The following is a 20,654-nucleotide window of genomic DNA, read 5'->3' as shown; positions in this document are numbered from 1 at the left end:
GTCGGGCCGAGCGCCCGAGCCCCCGGGTGAGCCGCCCGCAGCCGTCGAGTGAGTGCCCCCGGACACCGGGCCGGGTGCCCGAGTTGCCGGGGGAGCGCCCTCGGCTGCCGGGCCGGGCGCCCGAGCCGTCGGGTGAGTTCCCGCAGCCGCCGGGCCGTCGGCCCGTGATGCGCTCAGGCCGCGAAGAACTCCGTCAGCACCGGTGCCAGCACCCCCGGCTCCGCCAGGTGACTCTGGCCCTCCACCGTGCCGTACCTGCCGTCCGGGACGGCCTCGGCGACCGCACGGGCCGTTTCGTGCATCCACCCGGGGCTCGCCCCGCCCGCCAGCGCCAGCACCGGCGCGGTGACCGAGGCGAGCAGCTCGCGCGGAATCCGGCCGTCGCCCATCACCGCGTCGTCGTACGCGAGGGACGGCGCGATCGACTCCATGCCGGCCCACATGGGCGACTGCCGGGCACCCTGGATCACCGCCTCGCCGAGGCCGGTCAGGCGCAGGAACAGTTCCACGGCGTCCCCGCGCCGGTCCTGCCGCAGTGCCTCGGTCAGCCGTTCCCTGTACTCCGCGCGGGCCGCCACGCCCGCGTCGTCCATGGCGTACGGCGCCTCGTACACGGCCGCGCGGCGCACCGGCAGCCCGCTCGCCGCCGCCCGCAGCACCAGCGCGCCGCCCGACGACACGCCGTACAGCGACGCCTCGCCGCCCACCGCCTCGATCAGCGCCACCAGGTCCTCGACCTCGCGGTCCACCGCGTACGGCGGCGTGTCACCGCTCTCACCGCGCCCCCGGCGGTCGTACACGACCACCTCGAACCGCCCCGCCAGCTCCGCGGCCAGCGGCGCCATCGTGGCGCCCGTCGACATCGCACCGCTGACGAGAATGACCGCGGGCCCCCGTCCCGTGCGCTCGTACGCGAGGCGCGTGCCGTCGCGCGAAAGGGTCTTCGTCTCCATGCCTGTGCAGACTGCCCTACGGCGGGAATTTAATCCCTCACGACACTTCCACGTCGTAGAAGCACAGGTGGTCCTTGATCTCCTTGACGTCCGGCTCGGGGTCCGGGTAGGCCCAGACCAGGTCCGCGGCGTCCGGCAGCGACCAGTAGGACGCGGTGCCCTTGAACGGGCAGTAGGTGTGCGTCTCCGACGGCGTCAGCAGGTCCAGCCGTACGTCCTCGGCCGGGATGTAGTAGCGGTCGGGACAGCCCGTCTCGTGCAGGACCAGCGCCCGGTCGCTGTCCGCCAGGACCTGGTCGCCGTGCACCACGCGCACGTGCCGGCTGCTCCGATCGATGGTGATCTGGTGCCCTGCGGTCACGATCGCTCCTCCTTGGGTAACCGAGTCCTCGAATACAGCGCATGCCGAAGCCGAGTTCTTCCCCGCCCGGCACCGCCTTCCCCCCCGGCGCCGACCCGCAGGAGGACCCCGTGTCAGCCACGCCGACCGCCAGGAACCGCAGCAGCCTCGCCCACCAGGTCCGGTACGCCCTCCGCCACCCCGAGCGGGTGCCCGCACACGCCCGCCGGGCCGCGCGGGACGCCTGGCTGCGGCTGCGCTACCGCGGCGACCACATCGCGTACTACCGGGCCGTGATGGCCTCCGACGCGGCCCGCAGCGCCGAGGCGGCCGTCGGCCACAACCCCTCGCGCGAGAGCTGGGAACGCATCGGCCGGATGCAGTTCGACTACCTGGTCGCGCACGGCCTGAAGCCGCACCACCGGATGCTCGACATCGGCTGCGGCAACCTGCGCGCCGGACGGCTGTTCATCGACCACCTCGACGCCGGCCACTACTACGGCATCGACATCTCGCCGCACATCCTGCTCGCCGCCCAGGACACCCTCGTGCGCGAGGGGCTCCAGGCCAAACTGCCGCACCTGACCCTCGCCGACGACCTGACCCTCGCCTTCCTGCCCGACGCCCACTTCGACGTCGTCCACGCGCACAGCGTCTTCTCGCACTCGCCGCGGCACGTCATCGAGGAGTGCTTCGCCCACGTCGGCCGCGTGCTCGCGCCCGGCGGCTTCTTCGACTTCACGTTCGACCGCACGGAGGGCGCGGAGCACCAGGTGCTGCGCGAGGACTTCTACTACCGCACGGGCACGCTGGTCGACCTGGCCGCCCGGTACGGACTCGCCGCCCGGTTCATGGACGACTGGGAGAAGCTGCCGCACCGCCAGTCCAAGATCCGGATCACCGCGGTGCCGGAGCCGGCCCGTACGGTGGGGCCATGAACATCTGCGTCTTCCTCTCCGCGGCCGACCTCGACGAGCGCTACACCCGCCCCGCGAAGGAATTCGCCGCACTGCTCGGCAAGGGCGGCCACACACTCGTCTGGGGCGGTTCGGACGTCGGGCTGATGAAGGTGGTCGCCGACGGAGTGCAGGAGGCGGGCGGCCGGCTCCTGGGCGTCTCGGTGGAGTTCCTCTCCGACCGGGCGCGCGAGGGCGTCGAGGAGATGATCGTCGCCCGGGACCTGGCCGAGCGCAAGCGCCTGCTGATGGAGAAGGCCGACGCCGTGGTGATCATGGTCGGCGGCACGGGCACGCTGGACGAGGCGACCGAGATCCTGGAACTGAAGAAGCACGGCCACACGGACAAGCCGGTCGTCCTGCTCAACACCGCGGGCTTCTACGACGGCCTCAAGGAGCAGTTCCGCCGCATGGAGGACGAGGGCTTCCTGCCCCGCCCGCTCTCCGACCTGGTGTTCTTCGCCGAGGAGCCGGTGGGGGCGCTGGCCTACCTGGAGGAGAGCCAGGGCGTCGGGTGAGGCCGCCGTGATGCGAGCATGGCGGACATGGCTACACATGTGATCACCGGAGCGGGCTCCGGCATCGGCGCGGCCGTGGCCCGCCGCCTGCACCAGCGCGGCGACGACCTCGTCCTGCACGCACGCGACGCGGGCCGCGCCAAGGAACTGGCCGCCGAGTTCCCCGGCGCCCGGACACTGGTCGGCGACCTGTCGGACCCGGACCGGCTCTCCTGGGCCTTCTCCCACCAGACGCTGCCCGACCGCGTGGACTCCCTGCTGCACATCGCGGGCGTCATCGACCTCGGGGCGGTCGGCGAGCTGACCACGAAGACCTGGCACCGGCAACTCGCCGTCAACCTCGTCGCCCCCGCCGAGCTGACCCGCCTGATGCTGCCCCAGCTCCGCGTCGCCCAGGGGCACGTGGTCTTCGTGAACTCCGGCTCCGGGCTCAACGCGCACGCGCAGTGGTCCGCGTACGCCGCCTCCAAGCACGGCCTGAAGGCACTCGCCGACTCCCTGCGCGAGGAGGAGCACGGCAACGGCGTCCGCGTCACCTCCGTCTACCCGGGCCGCACCGCCAGTCCCATGCAGGCCAAGGTGCACCAGCAGGAGGGCAAGGAGTACGACTCGGCGAAGTGGATCGACCCCGAGTCGGTGGCCACGACGATCCTCATGGCCCTTGACCTCCCCCGCAACGCGGAGGTCAACGACCTGACGGTCCGCCCGGGCAGGTGACGGCCCCCGCCCCAGGTTTCCTCGCCCCCGCCGCCCCTGCCCATTCCCGTCCCCCCGGGGGTTCCGCCCCCGGACCCCCGCTCGTCAAGCGCGCCGGAGGGGCTGACCCATCAGCCCGTCCGGCGTTTGAGGACGAGGCCGTCCAGGCCGAAGCGGGGGTCCGGGGGCGGCAGCCCCCAGGGGACGGGGCGGGCAGGGGCGGCGGGGGCGAACCCCCCTTCGTCCACTCCTGCGTACGCTTCACCCCGTGAACGACAACACCCGCTTCGGCCCCGCGACCGGCATCGGTTCCCTGCCCGGCCAGGACGCCCGCGAGGCCGTCAAGACCGCCACCGGTACCTTCGAGGACTTCCCGTTCCTCCCCGAGCTGCCCGCCCGCGGCCCCGGCGCGGACATGATCGGGCGCACCGCCGGCATGCTCGTCGAGCTGTACGCCCACGTCGAGCCCAGCGGCTGGCGCCTCGGCGACCGCCCGGGCCGCGACACCAGGCGGGCCCGCGCCTGGCTCGGCGAGGACCTGGACGCCCTGGAGGAGTTCACCCAGGGGTACGAGGGCCCGCTGAAAGTCCAGGCCGTCGGCCCCTGGACCCTGGCCGCCGCCCTGGAACTGAGGAACGGCGAGGCCGTCCTCTCCGACCCCGGCGCCTGCCGCGACCTCGCGGCCTCCCTCACCGAGGGCCTGCGCCTGCACCTGACGGAGGTGAGACGCCGCGTCCCCGGCGCACAGCTCGTCCTCCAGCTCGACGAGCCGTCCCTCACCGCCGTCCTGCGCGGCCAGGTGAAGACGGCCAGCGGCTACCGCACCCACCGCGCCGTCGACCGGCAGATCGTCGAATCCACGCTGCGCGACGTGCTCGGCGCGCACGACGGCGGCCCGGTCGTGGTCCACTCCTGCGCCCCGGACGTCCCCTTCGCCCTGCTGCGCCGGGCCGGCGCCACGAGCGTCTCCTTCGACTTCTCGCTCCTCACCGAGCGTGACGACGAGACGATCGGCGAGGCCGTGGAGGGCGGCACCCGGCTGTTCGCCGGTGTCGTGCCGTCCACGGACGGCCCATTGTCAGACCCTGCCGGTAGCGTCATGGGTGTCAGGACGCTGTGGCGCAGGCTGGGGCTGTCTCCGGGGCTTCTCGCGGAGGCGGTCACGCTCACGCCGTCGTGCGGACTCGCGGGCGCGTCCCCCGAGTACGCCCGCCGGGCCCTCGCCCACTGCGTCCGGGCGGCGAGATCCCTCGCGGACAACCCAGAGTAACGGGAGGACAACACGGTGGCCGGCGACAAGCAAGCGCAGACGACGAACGTGCCCGCCGAGGCACGGGAGAAGCACGTGCAGCTCGCTGAGCAGATCGAGGAGCACCGCTTCCGGTACTACGTGAAGGACGCCCCCGTCGTCAGCGACGCGGAGTTCGACCGGCTGCTGCGCTCTCTGGAGCAGCTGGAGGAGGAGTTCCCCGAGCTGCGCACGCCGCAGTCCCCGACCCAGAAGGTCGCCGGCTCCTACGCCACGGAGTTCACTGCCGTCGAGCACCGCTCCCGCATGCTCTCCCTCGACAACACCTTCAACGACGACGAGCTGGCCGCCTGGGCCGACCGCATCCACCGGGAGCTGGGCGAGCAGGAATACCACTTCCTGTGCGAGCTGAAGGTCGACGGCCTCGCCGTCAACCTCACCTACGAGCACGGCCGCCTGGTCCGCGCGGCGACCCGCGGCGACGGCCGCACGGGCGAGGACATCACGCCGAACGTGCGGACCATCGCGGAGATCCCGGAGCGCCTGGCGGGCGACAAGGTGCCCGACCTCGTGGAGATCCGCGGCGAGGTCTACTTCCCGATGGAGGCCTTCGCGGATCTCAACGCCCGGCGGGTGGCGGCCGGCGAGAAGCCCTACGCCAACCCCCGCAACTCGGCCGCCGGTTCGCTGCGGCAGAAGGACCCGAAGGTCACGGCGTCGCTGCCGCTGCACATGGTGGTGCACGGTATCGGCGCCCTGGAGGGTTTCCAGGGCCTGACCCGCCTCTCCCAGGCCTACGACCTGCTGGGGGAGTGGGGCCTGCCCACCTCGCGGCACAACAAGGTGGTCGACGACCTCGGCGGCGTACGCGAGTTCATCGCCCACTACGGCGAGAACCGCCACTCGGTGGCGCACGAGATCGACGGCGTCGTCGTCAAGCTCGACGAGATCCGCCTCCAGGGGCGGCTGGGCTCCACGGCCCGCGCCCCGCGTTGGGCCATCGCCTACAAGTACGCGCCGGAGGAGGTCAACACCAAGCTCGTCGACATCAAGGTGGGCGTCGGCCGCACCGGCCGCGTCACGCCGTACGCCCAGGTCGAGCCGGTCACGGTGGCGGGCAGCGAGGTGGAGTTCGCCACGCTGCACAACCAGGAGGTCGTCAAGGCCAAGGGCGTGCTCATCGGCGACACGGTGGTGCTGCGCAAGGCCGGTGACGTCATCCCGGAGATCCTCGGCCCGGTCGTCGACCTGCGGGACGGCAGCGAGCGGGAGTTCGTGATGCCGGCCGAGTGCCCGGAGTGCGGGACGCCGCTGCGCGCCATGAAGGAGGGCGACATCGACCTGCGGTGCCCCAACGCCCGCACCTGCCCTGCCCAGCTGAGAGAGCGCGTCTCCTATCTCGCCGGCCGGGAGTGCCTGGACATCGAGCACTTCGGGGACGTCGCGGCGGCGGCGCTCACCCGGCCGCTGGAGCCGGCCGACCCGCCGCTGGCCGACGAGGGCGACCTGTTCGACCTCACGGTGGAGAAGCTGCTGCCCATCAAGGCGTACGTCCTCGATCCGGACAGCGGGCTGCCCAAGCGCGACCCGAAGACGGGCGAGGAGAAGGTCGTCACGGTCTTCGCCAACCAGAAGGGCGAGCCGAAGAAGAACACCCTGGCGCTGCTGAGGAACATCGAGGAGGCCAAGACCCGCCCGCTGGCCCGCTTTCTGAACGGGCTTTCCATCCGGCACGTCGGCCCGGTCGCCGCGCAGGAGCTGGCCCGGCAGTTCCGTTCCGTCGACCGCATCGAGCAGGCCACGGAGGAGGAGCTGGCGAACACCGACGGGGTCGGGCCCATCATCGCCGCCTCTCTCAAGGAATGGTTTGCCGAGGAGTGGCACCGCGAGATCGTGCGCAAGTGGAAGGCCGCGGGAGTGCCGCTGGAGGAGGAGTCGACGGGCCAGGACGAGGGCCCGCGTCCGCTGGAAGGACTCACCGTCGTCGTCACCGGCACGCTGGAGGACTTCACGCGGGACGGGGCCAAGGAGGCACTTCAGGCCCAGGGCGCCAAGGTGACCGGTTCGGTGTCGAAGAAGACCTCGTTCGTCGTAGTGGGTGACAATCCCGGCTCGAAATATGACAAGGCTCTGCAATTGAAGGTGCCGGTTCTGAACGAGGACGGCTTCAAGGTCCTGCTGGAGCAAGGCCCGGAGGCCGCGGCCGACGCCGCGCTTTCGGCCGAGTAATAGCGGTTGAAGGCCACCCGATCGGCGCATATCAGATGCATACGGGTGGCCGGGGCGCATTCGGGCAACCGTCGACGACCGGTGCCCGTGGAAGCCTTCTGCGGCCTACTGTTGAGGTGTGCGCCTGCCGTGCCCAGCTGCGGTCGGGGCATCCCCGTGCTCAGGGGGAGCAGGGGGAAGGGTTTTCCAACGCGGAGCCGTTGATGGTTGTCGGGCACCGGGCCGCGTGGCGTGGGCACCGCCGGCTGTGAGAGGGACGGGAATGGAACCGACCGAGAGCGCCGCCCGGGGCTCACGGCTGCGCCTGCGTCGTGTGGTGGACGCCTGGCGCGCCGGCCGCCGGCCCGGACGGCCTGCGGAGAGCGGCGGTGCTCAGGGGCGCGGCACCGCACGGCACACGTCCACGGCCGACGGCGGCGCGGCACCGCCCCCCGGGGCGCCCCGGCCGCACGCCGTACCGCCCCCCGGAGCGGTCCCGCCGCACACCGGGCCGCACACCGCGCCGCCCCCGTCGGGTCCCACGCCGCCGTCCCGCGGCACCGCACGGCAGGCGGCGGCCCGGCAGGCGGCGGCCCGGCAGGGGGCCGCGCGACAGGGCGCCCGGAGCGCCCCGGACCTGACCGGCGCCGAGACCGAACGGCACCCGGCCTGGCCCGCGTTGCCCGCGGCGATCGTCGCCGCCGCCGGGTTCGTGCTGGGCGCCGGATTCATACGGGCGTTCACCGGCGGCCACGCCCTCTTCCCGTCCGGCACGGTCGGCTGGTCGCTGGCCCTGCTGACCGGCGTCGTCGTCGGACACCTCGTCATGCTCGGCCGCTCCCGCTGGTGGGGCGGCACCGGCTCCGGCGCCGCCCTCACCCTCGCCGTCCTGCTGCTCTACGGCTGGGTTCCGGCCGGCATGGTCAGCCTCACCGTCGTCGTCCTGGTCGGCTTCGCCCGCCGGGGCCGCTGGCGCCAGGGCGTGCTGCACGGCGCCGTGGACATCCTCGGCATCGCCGCCGGCGCCGCGCTGCTGGGCGTGTGCGGCTCGGTCCCGTCCGTCGAGTCGCCCTGGGACCCGGAGACCTGGACGGTCTACGCGGTGCCCAAGGTGGTGCTCGTCGCCGTCGCCTATCTCGCCGTCACCCGTGTCCTGCTGTGGTATGTGCACTCCCCGCGCGGCGGTCTGCCCACCGCCGCCCGCACCGCCCTGGTCAGACAGGGCCTGGTCGCCATCGCGCTGCTCGGCATCGCACCACTGATCTGCGTGGTCGCCTCCGCGCACCCGGTGCTGCTGCCGCTGTTCGCCATCCCCCTGATGGCCCTCGACTCCACCCTGTGGATCGCCCGGGCCCGCGCCGAGGAGCAGCTGCGCGACCCCCTGACCGGGCTGCCCAACCGCCAGTGGCTGCTGGAACGCATCTGGACCGCGCTGGACGACGCCGAGCGCATCGGGGCACGTGCCGCCCTGGTGCTGATCGACCTCGACCGTTTCCGGTCGGTCAACGACACCCTCGGTCACCTGGCCGGCGACCGGCTGCTGCTGCAGACCGCTGACCGGCTGCGCCAGGCCCTGCCCCGCGGAGCGGAGGCCGCGCGGCTCGGCGGCGACGAGTTCGCCGTGTTACTGCCGGTCGCCGACTCCACCACCTCCGCCACGCGCATCGCCCGCCAGCTGGTCGGGGCCCTCGGCTCGCCGCTCGACCTGGACGGGCTCACCCTCGTGCTGGAGGCCAGTGCCGGCGTGGCCGTCTTCCCCGACCACGCCCTGGACGCCGAGGGGCTGCTCAGGCGCGCGGACGTGGCGATGTACCAGGCGAAGCGGGACCGCACGGGCGTCGAGGTCTACGAGTCCAAGCGGGACTCCAACACCCCCGACCGCCTCGGCCTGCTCGGCGACCTGCGCCGGGCCCTGGACGCGCACGAGGTCGAGCTGCACTACCAGCCCAAGGTCCGCTTCGACGGCCAGGTAGCCGGCCTGGAGGCGCTGGTGCGCTGGGTGCACCCGGAGCGCGGCAAGGTGCCGCCGGACGAGTTCATAGCGATCGCCGAGTCCTCCGGGCTGATGCCCCACCTGACGGAGTACGTGCTGGAGACGGCGCTCGGACAGGTCGCCGAGTGGCGCTCCCAGGGCCTCTTCGTGCCGGTCGCGGTCAATGTCTCCCCGCGCGATGTGCACACCCCGGGCTTCGCCGGCTCGGTCGCCGCCCGGCTGGCCCGGCACGGCGTCCCGGCCGGAGCCCTGCAACTGGAGATCACGGAGCACGTCCTGCTGGAGGACCCGCAGCGCGCCGCCGACACCCTCGCCGGGCTGACCGGGCACGGGGTGAAGATGTCCCTGGACGACTTCGGCACCGGCTACTCCTCCCTCGTCCATCTGCGCCGGCTCCCGGTCAGCGAGCTGAAGATCGACCGCTCGTTCGTGGCCCGGCTCGCCATCGACACGGAGGACGCCGCGATCGTGCGCTGCACGGTCGACCTCGCCCACTCCCTCGGGCTGCTCGTCGTCGCCGAGGGCGTCGAGGACGACGAGACCTGGGAGCGCCTGCGCGACCTCGGCTGCGACGCGGTGCAGGGCTGGCTGGTCGCCGCGGCGATGCCGCCGGAGGAGACCACGGCCTGGCTGCGGGCCCGCGGGTCCCGGGGCTGGCAGCGGCCCGCCGCCGCCCTGCCGGCAGCGGCGGCGGACGATCCGGGGCGGGTGGGCTAGGCCCACCAGGGGGGCGCCGGGCTCCTGCCGTCGGGCGCCCGCGCGTTCGCGGAGGCCGGCCGCGCCCGCGCGGCGCTCCGCCCGTCACCGAGCCCGGCGCCCCTGAGGACGTCGCCGGCACAGGATCCGTGAGCCGTTCTCCCCGCCCCTCCGGGCGGCTGGGGAAACCGTTTCACGAGCACAGGTCCCCGCCCCATAGGATTGGGCCAAACCACACACACTCACCCCAGAGGAACGCTGCATGCCTGGCATCACGCGCGAGGAGGTCGCCCACCTCGCCCGGCTGGCGCGTCTGGAGCTGAAGCCCGAAGAGCTCGATCACTTCGCGGGACAGCTGGACGACATCATCGGCGCGGTCGCCCGCGTCAGCGAGGTCGCCGACCAAGACGTACCGCCGACCTCGCACCCGCTCCCGCTGACGAACGTCATGCGCCCGGACGAGGTCCGTCCGTCGCTCACCCCCGAGCAGGCGCTCTCCGGCGCCCCGGCCCAGGAGCAGCAGCGTTTCAAGGTGCCGCAGATCCTGGGGGAGGAGTAACCGCCATGAGCGACATCATCAGGCTCACCGCGGCCGAGATCGCCGCGAAGATCGCCTCCGGCGAGCTGACCGCCGTCGAGGTCACCGAGGCGCACCTGGCCCGCATCGAGGCCGTCGACGAGAAGGTGCACGCCTTCCTGCACGTCGACCGCGAGGGCGCCCTCGCGCAGGCGCGCGCCGTGGACGCCAAGCGGGAGCGCGGCGAGAAGCTCGGCCCGCTGGCCGGCGTCCCCCTCGCGCTCAAGGACATCTTCACCACCGAGGGCGTGCCCACGACCGTCGGCTCCAAGATCCTCGAGGGCTGGATCCCGCCGTACGACGCGACGGTCACCAAGAAGCTGAAGGCCGCCGACGTCGTCATCCTCGGCAAGACCAACATGGACGAGTTCGCCATGGGGTCGTCCACGGAGAACAGCGCCTACGGCCCGACCGGCAACCCCTGGGACCTCACCAAGATCCCCGGCGGTTCCGGCGGCGGCTCCTCCGCCGCGCTCGCCGCCTTCGAGGCGCCGCTCGCCATCGGCACCGACACCGGCGGCTCCATCCGCCAGCCCGCGGCCGTCACCGGCACGGTCGGCGTCAAGCCGACGTACGGCGGCGTCTCCCGCTACGGCATGGTGGCCTTCTCCTCCTCCCTCGACCAGGGCGGCCCCTGCGCCCGTACGGTCCTGGACGCGGCCCTGCTGCACGAGGTGATCGCCGGCCACGACCCGATGGACTCCACCTCCATCGACGCGCCCGTCCCGCCGGTGGTCGAGGCAGCCCGCAACGGCAGCGTCTCCGGTATGCGGGTCGGCGTGGTCAAGCAGTTCCGCGGCGAGGGCTACCAGCCCGGCGTGATCCAGCGGTTCGACGAGTCCGTCGAGCTGCTGAAGTCGCTGGGCGCCGAGATCGTCGAGCTGGACTGCCCGTCCTTCGACCTGGCGCTGTCGGCGTACTACCTGATCGCGCCGTCCGAGTGCTCCTCCAACCTCGCCCGCTTCGACGGCCTGCGCTACGGCCTGAGGACCGGCGACGACGGGACGCACTCCGCCGAGGAGGTCACCTCCCTGACCCGCGAGGCCGGCTTCGGGCCCGAGGTCAAGCGCCGCGTCATGCTCGGCACGTACGCCCTGTCCAGCGGCTACTACGACGCCTACTACGGCAGCGCCCAGAAGGTCCGCACGCTCATCACCCGGGACTTCGAGAAGGCCTTCGAGCAGGTCGACGTGATCGTCTCCCCGACGACCCCGACGACCGCCTTCGCGATCGGCGAGCGCGCCGACGATCCGATGGCGATGTACCTCGCCGACCTGTGCACCATCCCCACCAACCTGGCGGGCAACGCGGCCATGTCGCTGCCCTGCGGCCTCGCCCCCGAGGACAACCTGCCGGTGGGCCTGCAGATCATCGCCCCCGCCATGAAGGACGACCGGCTCTACAAGGTCGGGGCCGCCGTCGAGGCCGCCTTCGTGGAACAGTGGGGCCACCCGCTGATCGAGGAGGCACCGTCGCTGTGAGCGCACTGACCAAGGCCAAGGGCTTCAAGAAGTCCAAGTCCGGTACGTACATGTCCATGGCCGCCACCGCGTTCGGGGCGATCGGCGTCGCGAAGCAGATCAAGAAAGCGCGCGTGGAGAACGACACGCTGCGCCTGGTCGACGCCGTCGTCACCGCCGCCGGCGTCGTCACCGGCCTGGCCCTGCTCTACCGCGAGCTGAAGCGGCTGGGCGACGACGACGTCCTGCTGGGCTGAGAGGGAAGTTTCACCGTGACCACCACGACCGACCTGGCGTCGTACGAGGAAGCACTCGCGTCGTACGACCCCGTCATGGGCCTCGAGGTCCATGTCGAACTCGGCACCAAGACCAAGATGTTCTGCGGCTGCTCGACCTCGCTCGGCGCCGACCCGAACACCCAGACCTGCCCGGTCTGCCTCGGCCTGCCCGGCGCGCTGCCGGTCGTCAACGCGACCGGCGTCGAGTCCGCCGTCAAGATCGGTCTCGCGCTGAACTGCGAGATCGCCGAGTGGTGCCGCTTCGCCCGGAAGAACTACTTCTATCCGGACATGCCGAAGAACTTCCAGACCTCCCAGTACGACGAGCCGATCGCCTTCAACGGCTACCTCGACGTGCAGCTGGAGGACGGCGAGACCTTCCGCGTGGAGATCGAGCGCGCCCACATGGAGGAGGACACCGGCAAGTCGACCCACGTCGGCGGCGCCACCGGCCGCATCCACGGCGCGTCCCACTCCCTGCTGGACTACAACCGCGCCGGCATCCCGCTCATCGAGATCGTCACCAAGCCGATCACCGGCGCGGGCGAGCGCGCCCCCGAGGTCGCGCGGGCGTACGTCCGTGAGCTGCGCGAGCTGATCCGCGCACTCGGCGTGTCCGAGGCCCGCATGGAGATGGGCCAGATGCGCTGCGACGTGAACCTGTCGCTGATGCCGAAGGGCGCCGACAAGTTCGGCACCCGCTCCGAGACGAAGAACGTGAACTCGCTGCGGTCCGTGGAACGCGCGGCCCGCTACGAGATCCAGCGGCACGCCGCCGTGCTGAGCGGCGGCGGCACCATCGTCCAGGAGACCCGCCACTTCCACGAGGACACGGGGTCCACGACCTCCGGCCGCGTGAAGGAGGAGGCCGAGGACTACCGGTACTTCCCGGAGCCCGACCTCGTCCCGGTCGCCCCGTCCCGGGCGTGGGTCGAGGAGCTGCGCGCCGCGCTCCCCGAGCTGCCGCTGGTGCGCCGCAACCGGCTCCGCGAGGAGTGGGGCATCTCGGCCACCGACATGCAGGCGATCCTCAACGCCGGGGCGCTGGACCCGATCGTCGCCACCATCGACGCCGGGGCCGACGCCGCCTCCGCCCGCAAGTGGTGGATGGGCGAGCTGGCCCGCGCCGCCAACGAGTCCGGCAGGGCGCTGGACGAGCTGGCGATCACGCCGGCCCAGGTCGCCCGGGTCACCGAGCTGGTGGCGGCCGGCGACCTGAACGACAAGCTGGCCCGCCAGGTCATCGAGGGCGTGCTCGCCGGCGAGGGCACGCCGGACGAGGTCGTCGACAAGCGCGGTCTGAAGGTCGTCTCCGACGAGGGCGCGCTCACCGCGGCCGTGGACGAGGCCATCGCCGGCAACCCGGCCGTCGCGGACAAGATCCGCGGCGGCAAGGTGGCCGCGGCCGGTGCCCTGGTCGGCGCGGTCATGAAGGCGACCCGCGGCCAGGCGGACGCGGCCCGCGTCAAGGAGCTGATCCTTCAGAAGCTGGGCGTGGCCGAAGGCTGAGGCCCGTCGACGCTCACCTCCGCGGGGGCCGCACCGGACACCCGGTGCGGCCCCGGCCGGCGTTCCCCGGCATCGTTCACCTGATCGTCGGATGGGCCGTCCTCCACCGATGTGAATAAGCCCACGAATTCCGCAATGGATCACTTCCTCCTGCAAGAGTGGCACTGCATTGCTCATGCGTTCTTTGCGGGCTGTTCAGTTCATGTACGACTGTTCCCGGCCAAAGATCCACAAACAGTCACCCTGGGAGCACGTTCGTGGCAGCCCTCGCACGCTGGTGTGTCCAACGCCGCCTCGTCACCGTTCTGCTCTGGCTGCTCGCCTTCGGCGGGGTGGCGGCAGCGGCCGCCGCCACCGGCACGGCGTACTCGAACGACTACAAGGTCCCCGGCACCGAGTCCGACCGCGCCTCCCGGCTGCTCGACGACGGCTTCCCGGACCGCGGCGGCGACAGCAACACGATCGTCTGGCACACCACGTCCGGCACCGTCCGCGCCGCCGCCGTCGAACAGACGATGACCCGCACCCTGGACCGCATCGAGCACCTGCCCGGCGTCGCCTCCGTGACCAACCCGTACGACGCCCCCGGCCGGTCGCTCATCAGCGAGGACGCCCGCACCGCGTACGCCGTCGTCACCTTCGACGAGCAGGCCAAGGACATCGACGAGGCCGAGGCCCGGGCCGTCGTGCAGACCGCGAAGTCCGCCGAGGGCGACGGGCTCCAGGTGGCCCTGGGCGGCAGCGCCGTGGGCGGCACCGAGGCGCCCGGCGGGCACCTGGCCGAGGTGGTCGGGGTGGTCATCGCCGCCGTGGTGCTGCTCCTCGCCTTCGGCTCGCCCGCCGCCGCCGCGCTGCCCATCGCCACCGCGCTGGTCGGGGTCGGCACCGCCTACGCCGGTATCGTGCTGCTCGGACACGCCATGACGGTGGCCGACTTCGCGCCCATGCTCGGCATGCTGATCGGGCTCGGCGTGGGCATCGACTACGCGCTGTTCATCGTCACCCGGCACCGGCGCGGACTGAAACGCGGGCTGTCCGTCCCCGAGGCCGCCACGCAGGCCGTCGCGACCACGGGGCGGGCGGTCGTCTTCGCGGGAGCGACCGTTTGCATCGCCCTGCTCGGCATGCTGATCCTCCGGCTCGGCTTCCTCAACGGCGTGGCCGTCGCCGCCTCGCTGACCGTGGTCCTCACGGTCGCGGCCTCCGTGACGCTGCTGCCGGCCCTGCTGTCGTACATCGGCCCGCGGGCGCTGAGCCGGCGCGAGCGCCGCCGGCTGGCCGAGCACGGGCCCGAGCCCGAGGTGCCGACCGGGTTCGCCGCCCGCTGGTCGGCCTTCGTCGAGCGCCACCCCAAGCTGCTCGGCGCCCTCGCGCTGGTCGTCGTCACGATCCTCGCCCTGCCCACCCTCGGGCTGCGCCTGGGCACCTCCGACGCGGGCAACGACCCGCAGCACAGCACCACCCGCCAGGCCTACGACCTGCTCGCCGAGGGCTTCGGACCCGGCGTGAACGGCCCCCTCACCCTGGTCACCGAGGTCGGCGGCGCCGAGGACCGGCTCGCCCTGGACAACCTCGACGCCGCCCTGCGCGGCACCGAGGGCGTGACCTCGGTGACACCGGCGACGTACAGCTCCGGCGGTGACACCGCGTACCTCACCGTCGTCCCCGAGTCGTCCCCGCAGTCGCAGGCCACCAGCGACCTCGTCGACCGGCTGCGCGAGGAGGTGCTGCCGCGCGCCGAGAGCGGCACCGGACTCGACGTGCACGTGGGCGGCGTCACGGCCGGTTACGACGACTTCGCCGCCGTCATCATCGGCAAGCTGCCGCTGTTCGTCGGCGTCGTCGTCGGCCTGGGCTGCCTGCTGCTCCTGCTGGCCTTCCGGTCCGTCGGCATCCCGGTCAAGGCCGCCGTCATGAACGTCGCCGCCGTGGCCGGCGCCTTCGGCGTCGTCGTCGCGATCTTCCAGTGGGGCTGGGGCAGCGAACTCCTGGGCCTCGGCAGTGCCGGGCCGATCGAACCCTTCCTGCCCGTGATCATGGTGTCGGTGCTGTTCGGGCTCTCCATGGACTACCAGGTCTTCCTGGTCAGCCGGATGTACGAGGAGTGGCTGGAGACCGGCGACAACCGGCGGTCCGTCCGGGTGGGCCTCGCCGAGACCAGCCGGGTGATCAACTCCGCCGCGGTCATCATGATCTCGGTCTTCCTCGCCTTCGTGCTCAGCGGCGACCGCGTGATCGCCATGTTCGGCATCGCCCTGGCCGCCGCCGTCGCCCTGGACGCCTTCGTGCTGCGCACCCTCCTGGTGCCCGCGCTGATGCACCTGCTCGGCCGGGCCAACTGGTGGCTGCCCCGCTGGCTGGACGCCCGCCTGCCCCGCATCAGCATCGAACCGCCCGAGTGCCGTGCCGCGCATGAGAGGCTGGCCGCCGCGACGGACGCCGAAGTGGCGGACGTACTGGCGCAGGAGGAGCGGCAGCGGGATGTACGCGATATCACTGGGTGACGACGGAGCGGAACTGCGTCCCCTGGAGCCCTGGCACGCCGAGGAGTTCCTCGCGCACCTGGACCGGGGCCGGGAGTTCATCACACAGCACATCCCCTTCGGGGCGAAGGCCACCGACGTCGAGTCCGCGCGGGCGCTGCTCCAGGCCTACGCCGACAAGCGCGCCGCCGACAGCGGGTTCCTGCACGGGCTGTGGCTCGACGGCAAGCTCGTCGGCGGGCTGCTGTTCCGGGTCTTCGACGCCGCCACCGGCGTGTGTGAGATCGGCTGCTGGCTGGAGTCGGCCGGGACGGGCAAGGGGCTGGTCACGCGCGGCGCCCGGGTGCTGATCGACTGGGCCTTCGACGAGCGCGGCATGCACCGCGTGGAGTGGCACGCGTCGTCCGCCAACACCCCCAGTGTCAACGCCGCGCGGCGACTCGGCATGATGCGGGAGGGCGTTCTGCGCGAGAGCTTCCCCTACCGGGGCGCGCGCCAGGACACGGAGGTGTGGGCCGTGCTCGCGCCCGAGTGGCGTGCGGCACGCGTGCGTACCGCCCAGAAGGATCATTAAGGGACCTCTCAGACAGCGTCCGTACGGTGCGAGACATGGGAACGAAGACAGTGGACGAGACCGGCTTGAAGACGAACACCGACGAGGCCGCCGAGGCCGGCAAGGCCGGCCCGGCGGACCGGACCGACGAGGCGGTCACGGCCACCGAGGAGACCGAGGCCGCTGAGGCCACCGAGGCCGCGGACGAGGCCGCCGAGGCCGGCACCGCCGGGCAGCAGGGCACCTCCGGGGTCGGCCAGGGCGCGGGCGCCGTCGTCTCCGCCGGGCTCGGCATCGTCTCGCTGACCGGCAGCTGGGTCGGCACCGTGGCCGCCGCCCGCCAGTCGCTGATCGGGCAGCTGGAGACGTCCTCGTCCTCGAACGTCGCCCAGCTGATCGACAAGGGCTACGGCCAGGCCTGGCAGGCCACCGCGCTGTGGGGCGGCGTCTTCGCCCTGATCGCGCTGATCGTCGGCGTCGTGGTGCTCGCCCGCCCCGCGTTCGGGACGCCCGGCGCGCCGCAGGCCCCGTGGATCAAGTCGGTCGCCTGGGGCGGCGTCGCGCTCGGCGTGATCGGCCTGCTGCTGGCCGTGCTGAAGTACACCGACGTCCTGCTGGGACTGCCGTCGGCCGGCTGAGCCGGAACCGGACTCCTGAGGGGTCTTAGGGCACGCGCGCACACCAGGCGCCCGCCCTAAGACCCCTCCCTCGCTTCTAAGGCCCCCGCGCCCGCCGAAGATGCGGAACTTACCCGATGTGGCCGGCCCACCTGGGAGACGAAGGTAGAGGCGTCGCACACCGCGGCACCCGATCCGATCACCCAGAGGATGAGCCATGTACGAGTACGAGCTGCACAAGGCCCGTTCCGCCGACCTGATCCGCCGCGCCGAGCAGGAGCGGCTGGCCCGCGAGGTCGTCCGTGCCGCCCGCGCCGCCCGCCGCGCAGCCGCCCAGGACACCGCCGAGTCCGAGAACCATAGGGCCCGCACCCGCAGGCACCGCTTCCCACGGGCCGCGTGAGCGCCGGACCCCGGGAGGACCACCGCACGGCCCCGCGTGCGACCAAGCGTTCGGCGGTCGCCCTTCCGAAAACCGGTGCCGCACTGTCGGACCCGCGTGCGATGCTCGAGCCCGTGGAGACCAGGTCAGTCAGCCCCGTGTTCGTCGGCCGCACCGATGAACTGGACACCTTGCGCGAGGCGCTCGTCCGCGCCGCCGAGGGAGAGCCGCAGGCCCTCCTCCTCGGCGGCGAGGCGGGCGTCGGCAAGACCCGCCTCGTCGAGGAGTTCGCCACCGCCGCCCGCGAGCACGGCGCCGTCGTCGCCCTCGGCGGCTGCGTCGAGATCGGCGCCGACGGCCTGCCCTTCGCGCCCTTCTCCACCGCGCTGCGCGCCCTGCGCCGCGCCCTGCCGGACGACCTGGCCGCCGCGGCGTCCGGCCAGGAGGAGGAACTCGCCCGGCTGCTGCCCGAACTGGCCGACAACCCCGCCGCCACACCCCCCGGCCGCCCCGACGAAGAAGGCCTGGCCCGCCTCTTCGAGCTGACCGCCCGGCTGCTGGAGCGGGTCGCCGCCCGGCAACCGGTCCTCCTCGTCCTGGAGGACCTGCACTGGGCCGACGCCTCCACCCGCCACCTGCTCGCCTACCTCCTGCGCACCCTGCGCACCGGCCGCCTCGTCGTCCTGGCCACCTACCGCTCCGACGACCTCCACCGCCGCCACCCGCTGCGCCCCCTGCTCGCCGAACTCGACCGGCTGCGCACGGTCCGCCGCATCGAGCTGGGCCGCTTCACCCGCGAGGAAGTGGGCCGCCAGATCGCGGGCATCCTCGCCCGGGAACCCGAGCAGAGCCAGGTCGACGAGATCTTCCGGCGCTCCGACGGCAACGCCTTCTTCGTCGAGGAACTGGCCGTCGCCGCACCCGAGGGCTGCCGCAGCGGCCTCACCGACACGCTGCGCGACCTGCTCCTGGTCCGGGTCGAGGCGCTGCCCGAGAACGCCCAGCGCACAGCCCGGATCGTCGCCGAGGGCGGCACCACCGTCGAGCACCGGCTGCTCGCCGCCGTCACCCGGCTCGGCGAGGACGACCTCATCGAGGCCCTGCGCGCCGCGGTGAACGCCAACATCCTGCTGCCCGCGCCCGACGGCGACGGCTACCGCTTCCGGCACTCCCTGGTCCGCGAGGCCGTCGCCGACGACCTGCTGCCCGGCGAGCGCTCCCGCCTCAACCGCCGCTACGCCGAGGCCCTCGACGCCGACCCGACGCTCGTACCGGCGGACGAGCGCGTGATGCGCCTGGCCAGCTACTGGTACCGCGCCAACGACACCGCCCGGGCCCTGCCGGCCGTGCTGGACGCCGCCGTCGAGGCCCGCCGCCGCCACGCCTACTCCGAGCAACTCGGGCTGCTGGAGCGCGCCATGGAGCTGTGGGACTCCGCCCCCGAGGACGTGCGGGCCGCCCTGCGGCCGCCCGACTGCGCCGAGTTCTATCCGGCGCCCGGCGCTCCCTGCGCCGGCACACCGGCCGACACCCCGCTGCGCTACCTCGACCTGATGGCCGAGGCCGCCGTCGCGGGGCGGCTGAGCGGCGAGCGGAAGCGGGCCCTGAGGATCACCCGGCGGGCGCTGGACCTGCTGGAGGAGGAACCCGACCCACTGCGCGCCGCCTGGTTCTGGACCCAGCGCGGCCTGCTGGTCCAGGCCCAGGCCCGCGGCGACGGCCGGCACGAACTGACCATGGCCCAGGACCTCGTCCGGGGACTGCCGCCCTCCGAGGTCCACGCCCGCATCCTGGCGGTGGCCGCCGGCTGGGCGATGCTGCACAACCCCGGCCCCGAGGCCGTCACCGCCGCCGAGCGGGCCGTGGAGTACGCGCGCATGGTCGGCACCGCCGACATCGAGCTGGACGCCCGCCTCACCCTCGGCGGCCTGATGGCCGACGCCGGCCACATCGACGCCGGCCTCGCCGAGATGTACGAGGTCAAGGAGCTGGCGGTGGCCCAGGGCCGATCCGGCGTGGTGGCCCGCAGCCACGTCAACCTGCCCTCGGTGCTGGAGGGCATCGGCCGCTCCGAGGAGGCGGTCGGCATCCTGCGCGACGGCATCGACCTCACCCGGCGGATGGGCCTGCTGGAGTCCGAGGCCTGGGTGTGGGGCAACCTCGCCGAGTCGCTCCTGTCCCTCGGCCGCTGGGACGAGGCGCTGGAGGCGGCGGCCCGCGCCTCGGGGCGGGCCGCCCAGCCCCGCGGCGGCGCCTGCCTCAAGAGCTCCTGGATCGCGTTCGCCCGCGGCGAGCTCGCCGAGGCCGCCCGGCAGCTCGCCGACGCCCGCGCCGCCTACGGCACGCACGACCCCATGCCGCAGTACCGGCTGCCGCTGGCCGTGATGGCCGTCGCCGTCGCCGCCGCCGAGGGCCGTCTGGCCGACGCCCGCGCCGAGCTCGGCCGCGCCCTGGACGCCGGGTTCCCGCCCGGCACCCAGCGCTACGGCTGGCCGCTGCTGCTGGCCGCCGCCGAGGCCGAGGCCGACGCGCGCGGGGTGCCGGGCGCCGAGGAGGGCCGCGGCGAGACGCTCGACCGGCTGCGCGGGGCCGCCAAGTCACTCACCACCGGCGTCCCGCTGTGGCAGGCCCACGACCAGTGGGTCCGCGCCGAACTGCACCGCGCCGAGGGGCGGGACACGCCGGAGCTCTGGTCGGAGGCGGTCACCGCGTTCGAGACCCTGGAGCGGCCGTACGACCTCGCCCGGGTCCGGTACCGGCTGGCCGAGGCCCTGCTCACGGCCGGCGGCGAACGCGACCGCGACCGCGCCGTGGAACTGCTTCGGCTCTGCCACGCCGTCGCCGGCCACCTCGGCGCCCGCCCGCTGGCCGACGCGGCCGCCGGGCTCGCCCAGCGCGCCCGGCTGCCCCTGCACACCCCCTCCGCCGCCGCTCCCGCCGCCGACCCGGCCGAGGCGCTCGGGCTCACCAGCCGCGAACGCGACGTGCTCCGCCTGGTCGCCGACGGGCACACCAACCGCCGCATAGCCGAGGAGCTGTTCATCTCCCCGAAGACGGCCAGCGTGCACGTCTCCAACATCCTGGCCAAGCTCGGCGTCGCGGGCCGCGGCGAGGCGGCGGCGGTGGCGCACCGGCTGGGGCTGTTCCGGGTGCACGCGGTGGACCGGGCGGCCGGCTGACGCCGCG

The 20,654-nt window shown here is 73.2% G+C and carries 17 protein-coding genes; 15 read left to right on the top strand and 2 right to left on the bottom strand.

Annotation, left to right across the window (positions count from 1 at the left end; all coding sequences use genetic code 11):
• Positions 1–173 precede the first annotated feature (173 nt).
• Together ACLGIH_RS09770 and ACLGIH_RS09765 are read right to left on the bottom strand one after the other, a co-directional pair.
• The gene (locus tag ACLGIH_RS09770; RefSeq protein WP_416524834.1) at positions 174–953 is read right to left on the bottom strand and encodes an alpha/beta fold hydrolase; all 780 of its coding nucleotides are present in this window, start codon (positions 951–953) and stop codon (positions 174–176) included.
• A 37-nt stretch (positions 954–990) separates the two neighbouring features.
• Positions 991–1,314 (bottom strand): DUF427 domain-containing protein, encoded by a 324-nt coding sequence (locus tag ACLGIH_RS09765; RefSeq protein ID WP_416524833.1) that lies wholly within the window; start codon positions 1,312–1,314, stop codon positions 991–993.
• A gap of 110 nt (positions 1,315–1,424) precedes the next feature.
• On the opposite strand from ACLGIH_RS09765, the gene ACLGIH_RS09760 reads away from it, so the two are divergent.
• The 15 genes from ACLGIH_RS09760 to ACLGIH_RS09690 all read left to right on the top strand — a co-directional run bounded on the left by ACLGIH_RS09760 (position 1,425) and on the right by ACLGIH_RS09690 (position 20,647).
• A complete protein-coding gene (locus ACLGIH_RS09760) occupies positions 1,425–2,231 on the top strand; it encodes a class I SAM-dependent methyltransferase (RefSeq protein ID WP_416524832.1) in 807 nt (268 codons plus the stop codon).
• Entirely contained in the window at positions 2,228–2,767 is a 540-nt protein-coding gene (locus ACLGIH_RS09755; protein WP_416524831.1) for an LOG family protein, read from the top strand. Before ACLGIH_RS09760 ends, ACLGIH_RS09755 begins: the two co-directional genes overlap by 4 nt.
• Before the next feature lie 27 nt (positions 2,768–2,794).
• Complete coding sequence (locus tag ACLGIH_RS09750; protein ID WP_416524830.1) at positions 2,795–3,484, top strand: SDR family oxidoreductase; 690 nt, start codon at positions 2,795–2,797, stop codon at positions 3,482–3,484.
• Between the two features lie 247 nt (positions 3,485–3,731).
• Positions 3,732–4,733, top strand: a complete 1,002-nt coding sequence (locus tag ACLGIH_RS09745) for a methionine synthase (protein WP_416524829.1) — start codon at positions 3,732–3,734, stop codon at positions 4,731–4,733.
• Between the two features lie 15 nt (positions 4,734–4,748).
• Positions 4,749–6,941: an NAD-dependent DNA ligase LigA gene (ligA, locus tag ACLGIH_RS09740; RefSeq protein WP_416524828.1), complete on the top strand. Its 2,193-nt coding sequence runs from the start codon at positions 4,749–4,751 to the stop codon at positions 6,939–6,941.
• Positions 6,942–7,203: 262 nt separating this feature from the next.
• Entirely contained in the window at positions 7,204–9,630 is a 2,427-nt protein-coding gene (locus ACLGIH_RS09735) for a putative bifunctional diguanylate cyclase/phosphodiesterase (protein ID WP_416524827.1), read from the top strand.
• Between the two features lie 241 nt (positions 9,631–9,871).
• Entirely contained in the window at positions 9,872–10,168 is a 297-nt protein-coding gene (gene gatC, locus ACLGIH_RS09730; RefSeq protein ID WP_004925108.1) for an Asp-tRNA(Asn)/Glu-tRNA(Gln) amidotransferase subunit GatC, read from the top strand.
• Positions 10,169–10,173: 5 nt separating this feature from the next.
• Positions 10,174–11,667 carry an Asp-tRNA(Asn)/Glu-tRNA(Gln) amidotransferase subunit GatA gene (gene gatA / locus ACLGIH_RS09725; protein WP_416524826.1) on the top strand — a complete coding sequence of 498 codons (1,494 nt, stop codon included), beginning with the start codon at positions 10,174–10,176 and terminating at the stop codon, positions 11,665–11,667.
• On the top strand, positions 11,664–11,903 hold the full coding sequence (locus ACLGIH_RS09720) for a hypothetical protein (protein ID WP_064729962.1): 240 nt from the start codon (positions 11,664–11,666) through the stop codon (positions 11,901–11,903). Before gatA ends, ACLGIH_RS09720 begins: the two co-directional genes overlap by 4 nt.
• Before the next feature lie 15 nt (positions 11,904–11,918).
• Complete coding sequence (gene gatB, locus ACLGIH_RS09715) at positions 11,919–13,433, top strand: Asp-tRNA(Asn)/Glu-tRNA(Gln) amidotransferase subunit GatB (RefSeq protein ID WP_416524825.1); 1,515 nt, start codon at positions 11,919–11,921, stop codon at positions 13,431–13,433.
• A 257-nt stretch (positions 13,434–13,690) separates the two neighbouring features.
• On the top strand, positions 13,691–15,937 hold the full coding sequence (locus ACLGIH_RS09710; RefSeq protein ID WP_416524824.1) for an MMPL family transporter: 2,247 nt from the start codon (positions 13,691–13,693) through the stop codon (positions 15,935–15,937).
• Positions 15,915–16,490 (top strand): GNAT family N-acetyltransferase, encoded by a 576-nt coding sequence (locus ACLGIH_RS09705; RefSeq protein ID WP_416524823.1) that lies wholly within the window; start codon positions 15,915–15,917, stop codon positions 16,488–16,490. Before ACLGIH_RS09710 ends, ACLGIH_RS09705 begins: the two co-directional genes overlap by 23 nt.
• Before the next feature lie 35 nt (positions 16,491–16,525).
• Positions 16,526–17,107, top strand: coding sequence for a hypothetical protein (locus ACLGIH_RS09700; RefSeq protein ID WP_416524822.1), 582 nt, complete (start codon positions 16,526–16,528; stop codon positions 17,105–17,107).
• Between the two features lie 196 nt (positions 17,108–17,303).
• Positions 17,304–17,489 carry a hypothetical protein gene (locus tag ACLGIH_RS09695; RefSeq protein ID WP_416524821.1) on the top strand — a complete coding sequence of 62 codons (186 nt, stop codon included), beginning with the start codon at positions 17,304–17,306 and terminating at the stop codon, positions 17,487–17,489.
• A 101-nt stretch (positions 17,490–17,590) separates the two neighbouring features.
• Positions 17,591–20,647 (top strand): helix-turn-helix transcriptional regulator, encoded by a 3,057-nt coding sequence (locus ACLGIH_RS09690; protein WP_416524820.1) that lies wholly within the window; start codon positions 17,591–17,593, stop codon positions 20,645–20,647.
• Positions 20,648–20,654 lie beyond the last annotated feature (7 nt).

The sequence above is a fragment of the Streptomyces hamibioticus genome, assembly GCF_047946815.1.
Lineage (GTDB): Bacteria > Actinomycetota > Actinomycetes > Streptomycetales > Streptomycetaceae > Streptomyces.
The sequence above is the reverse complement of the archived record's forward strand: the minus strand, read 5'-3'. Positions and strand labels throughout refer to the sequence as shown.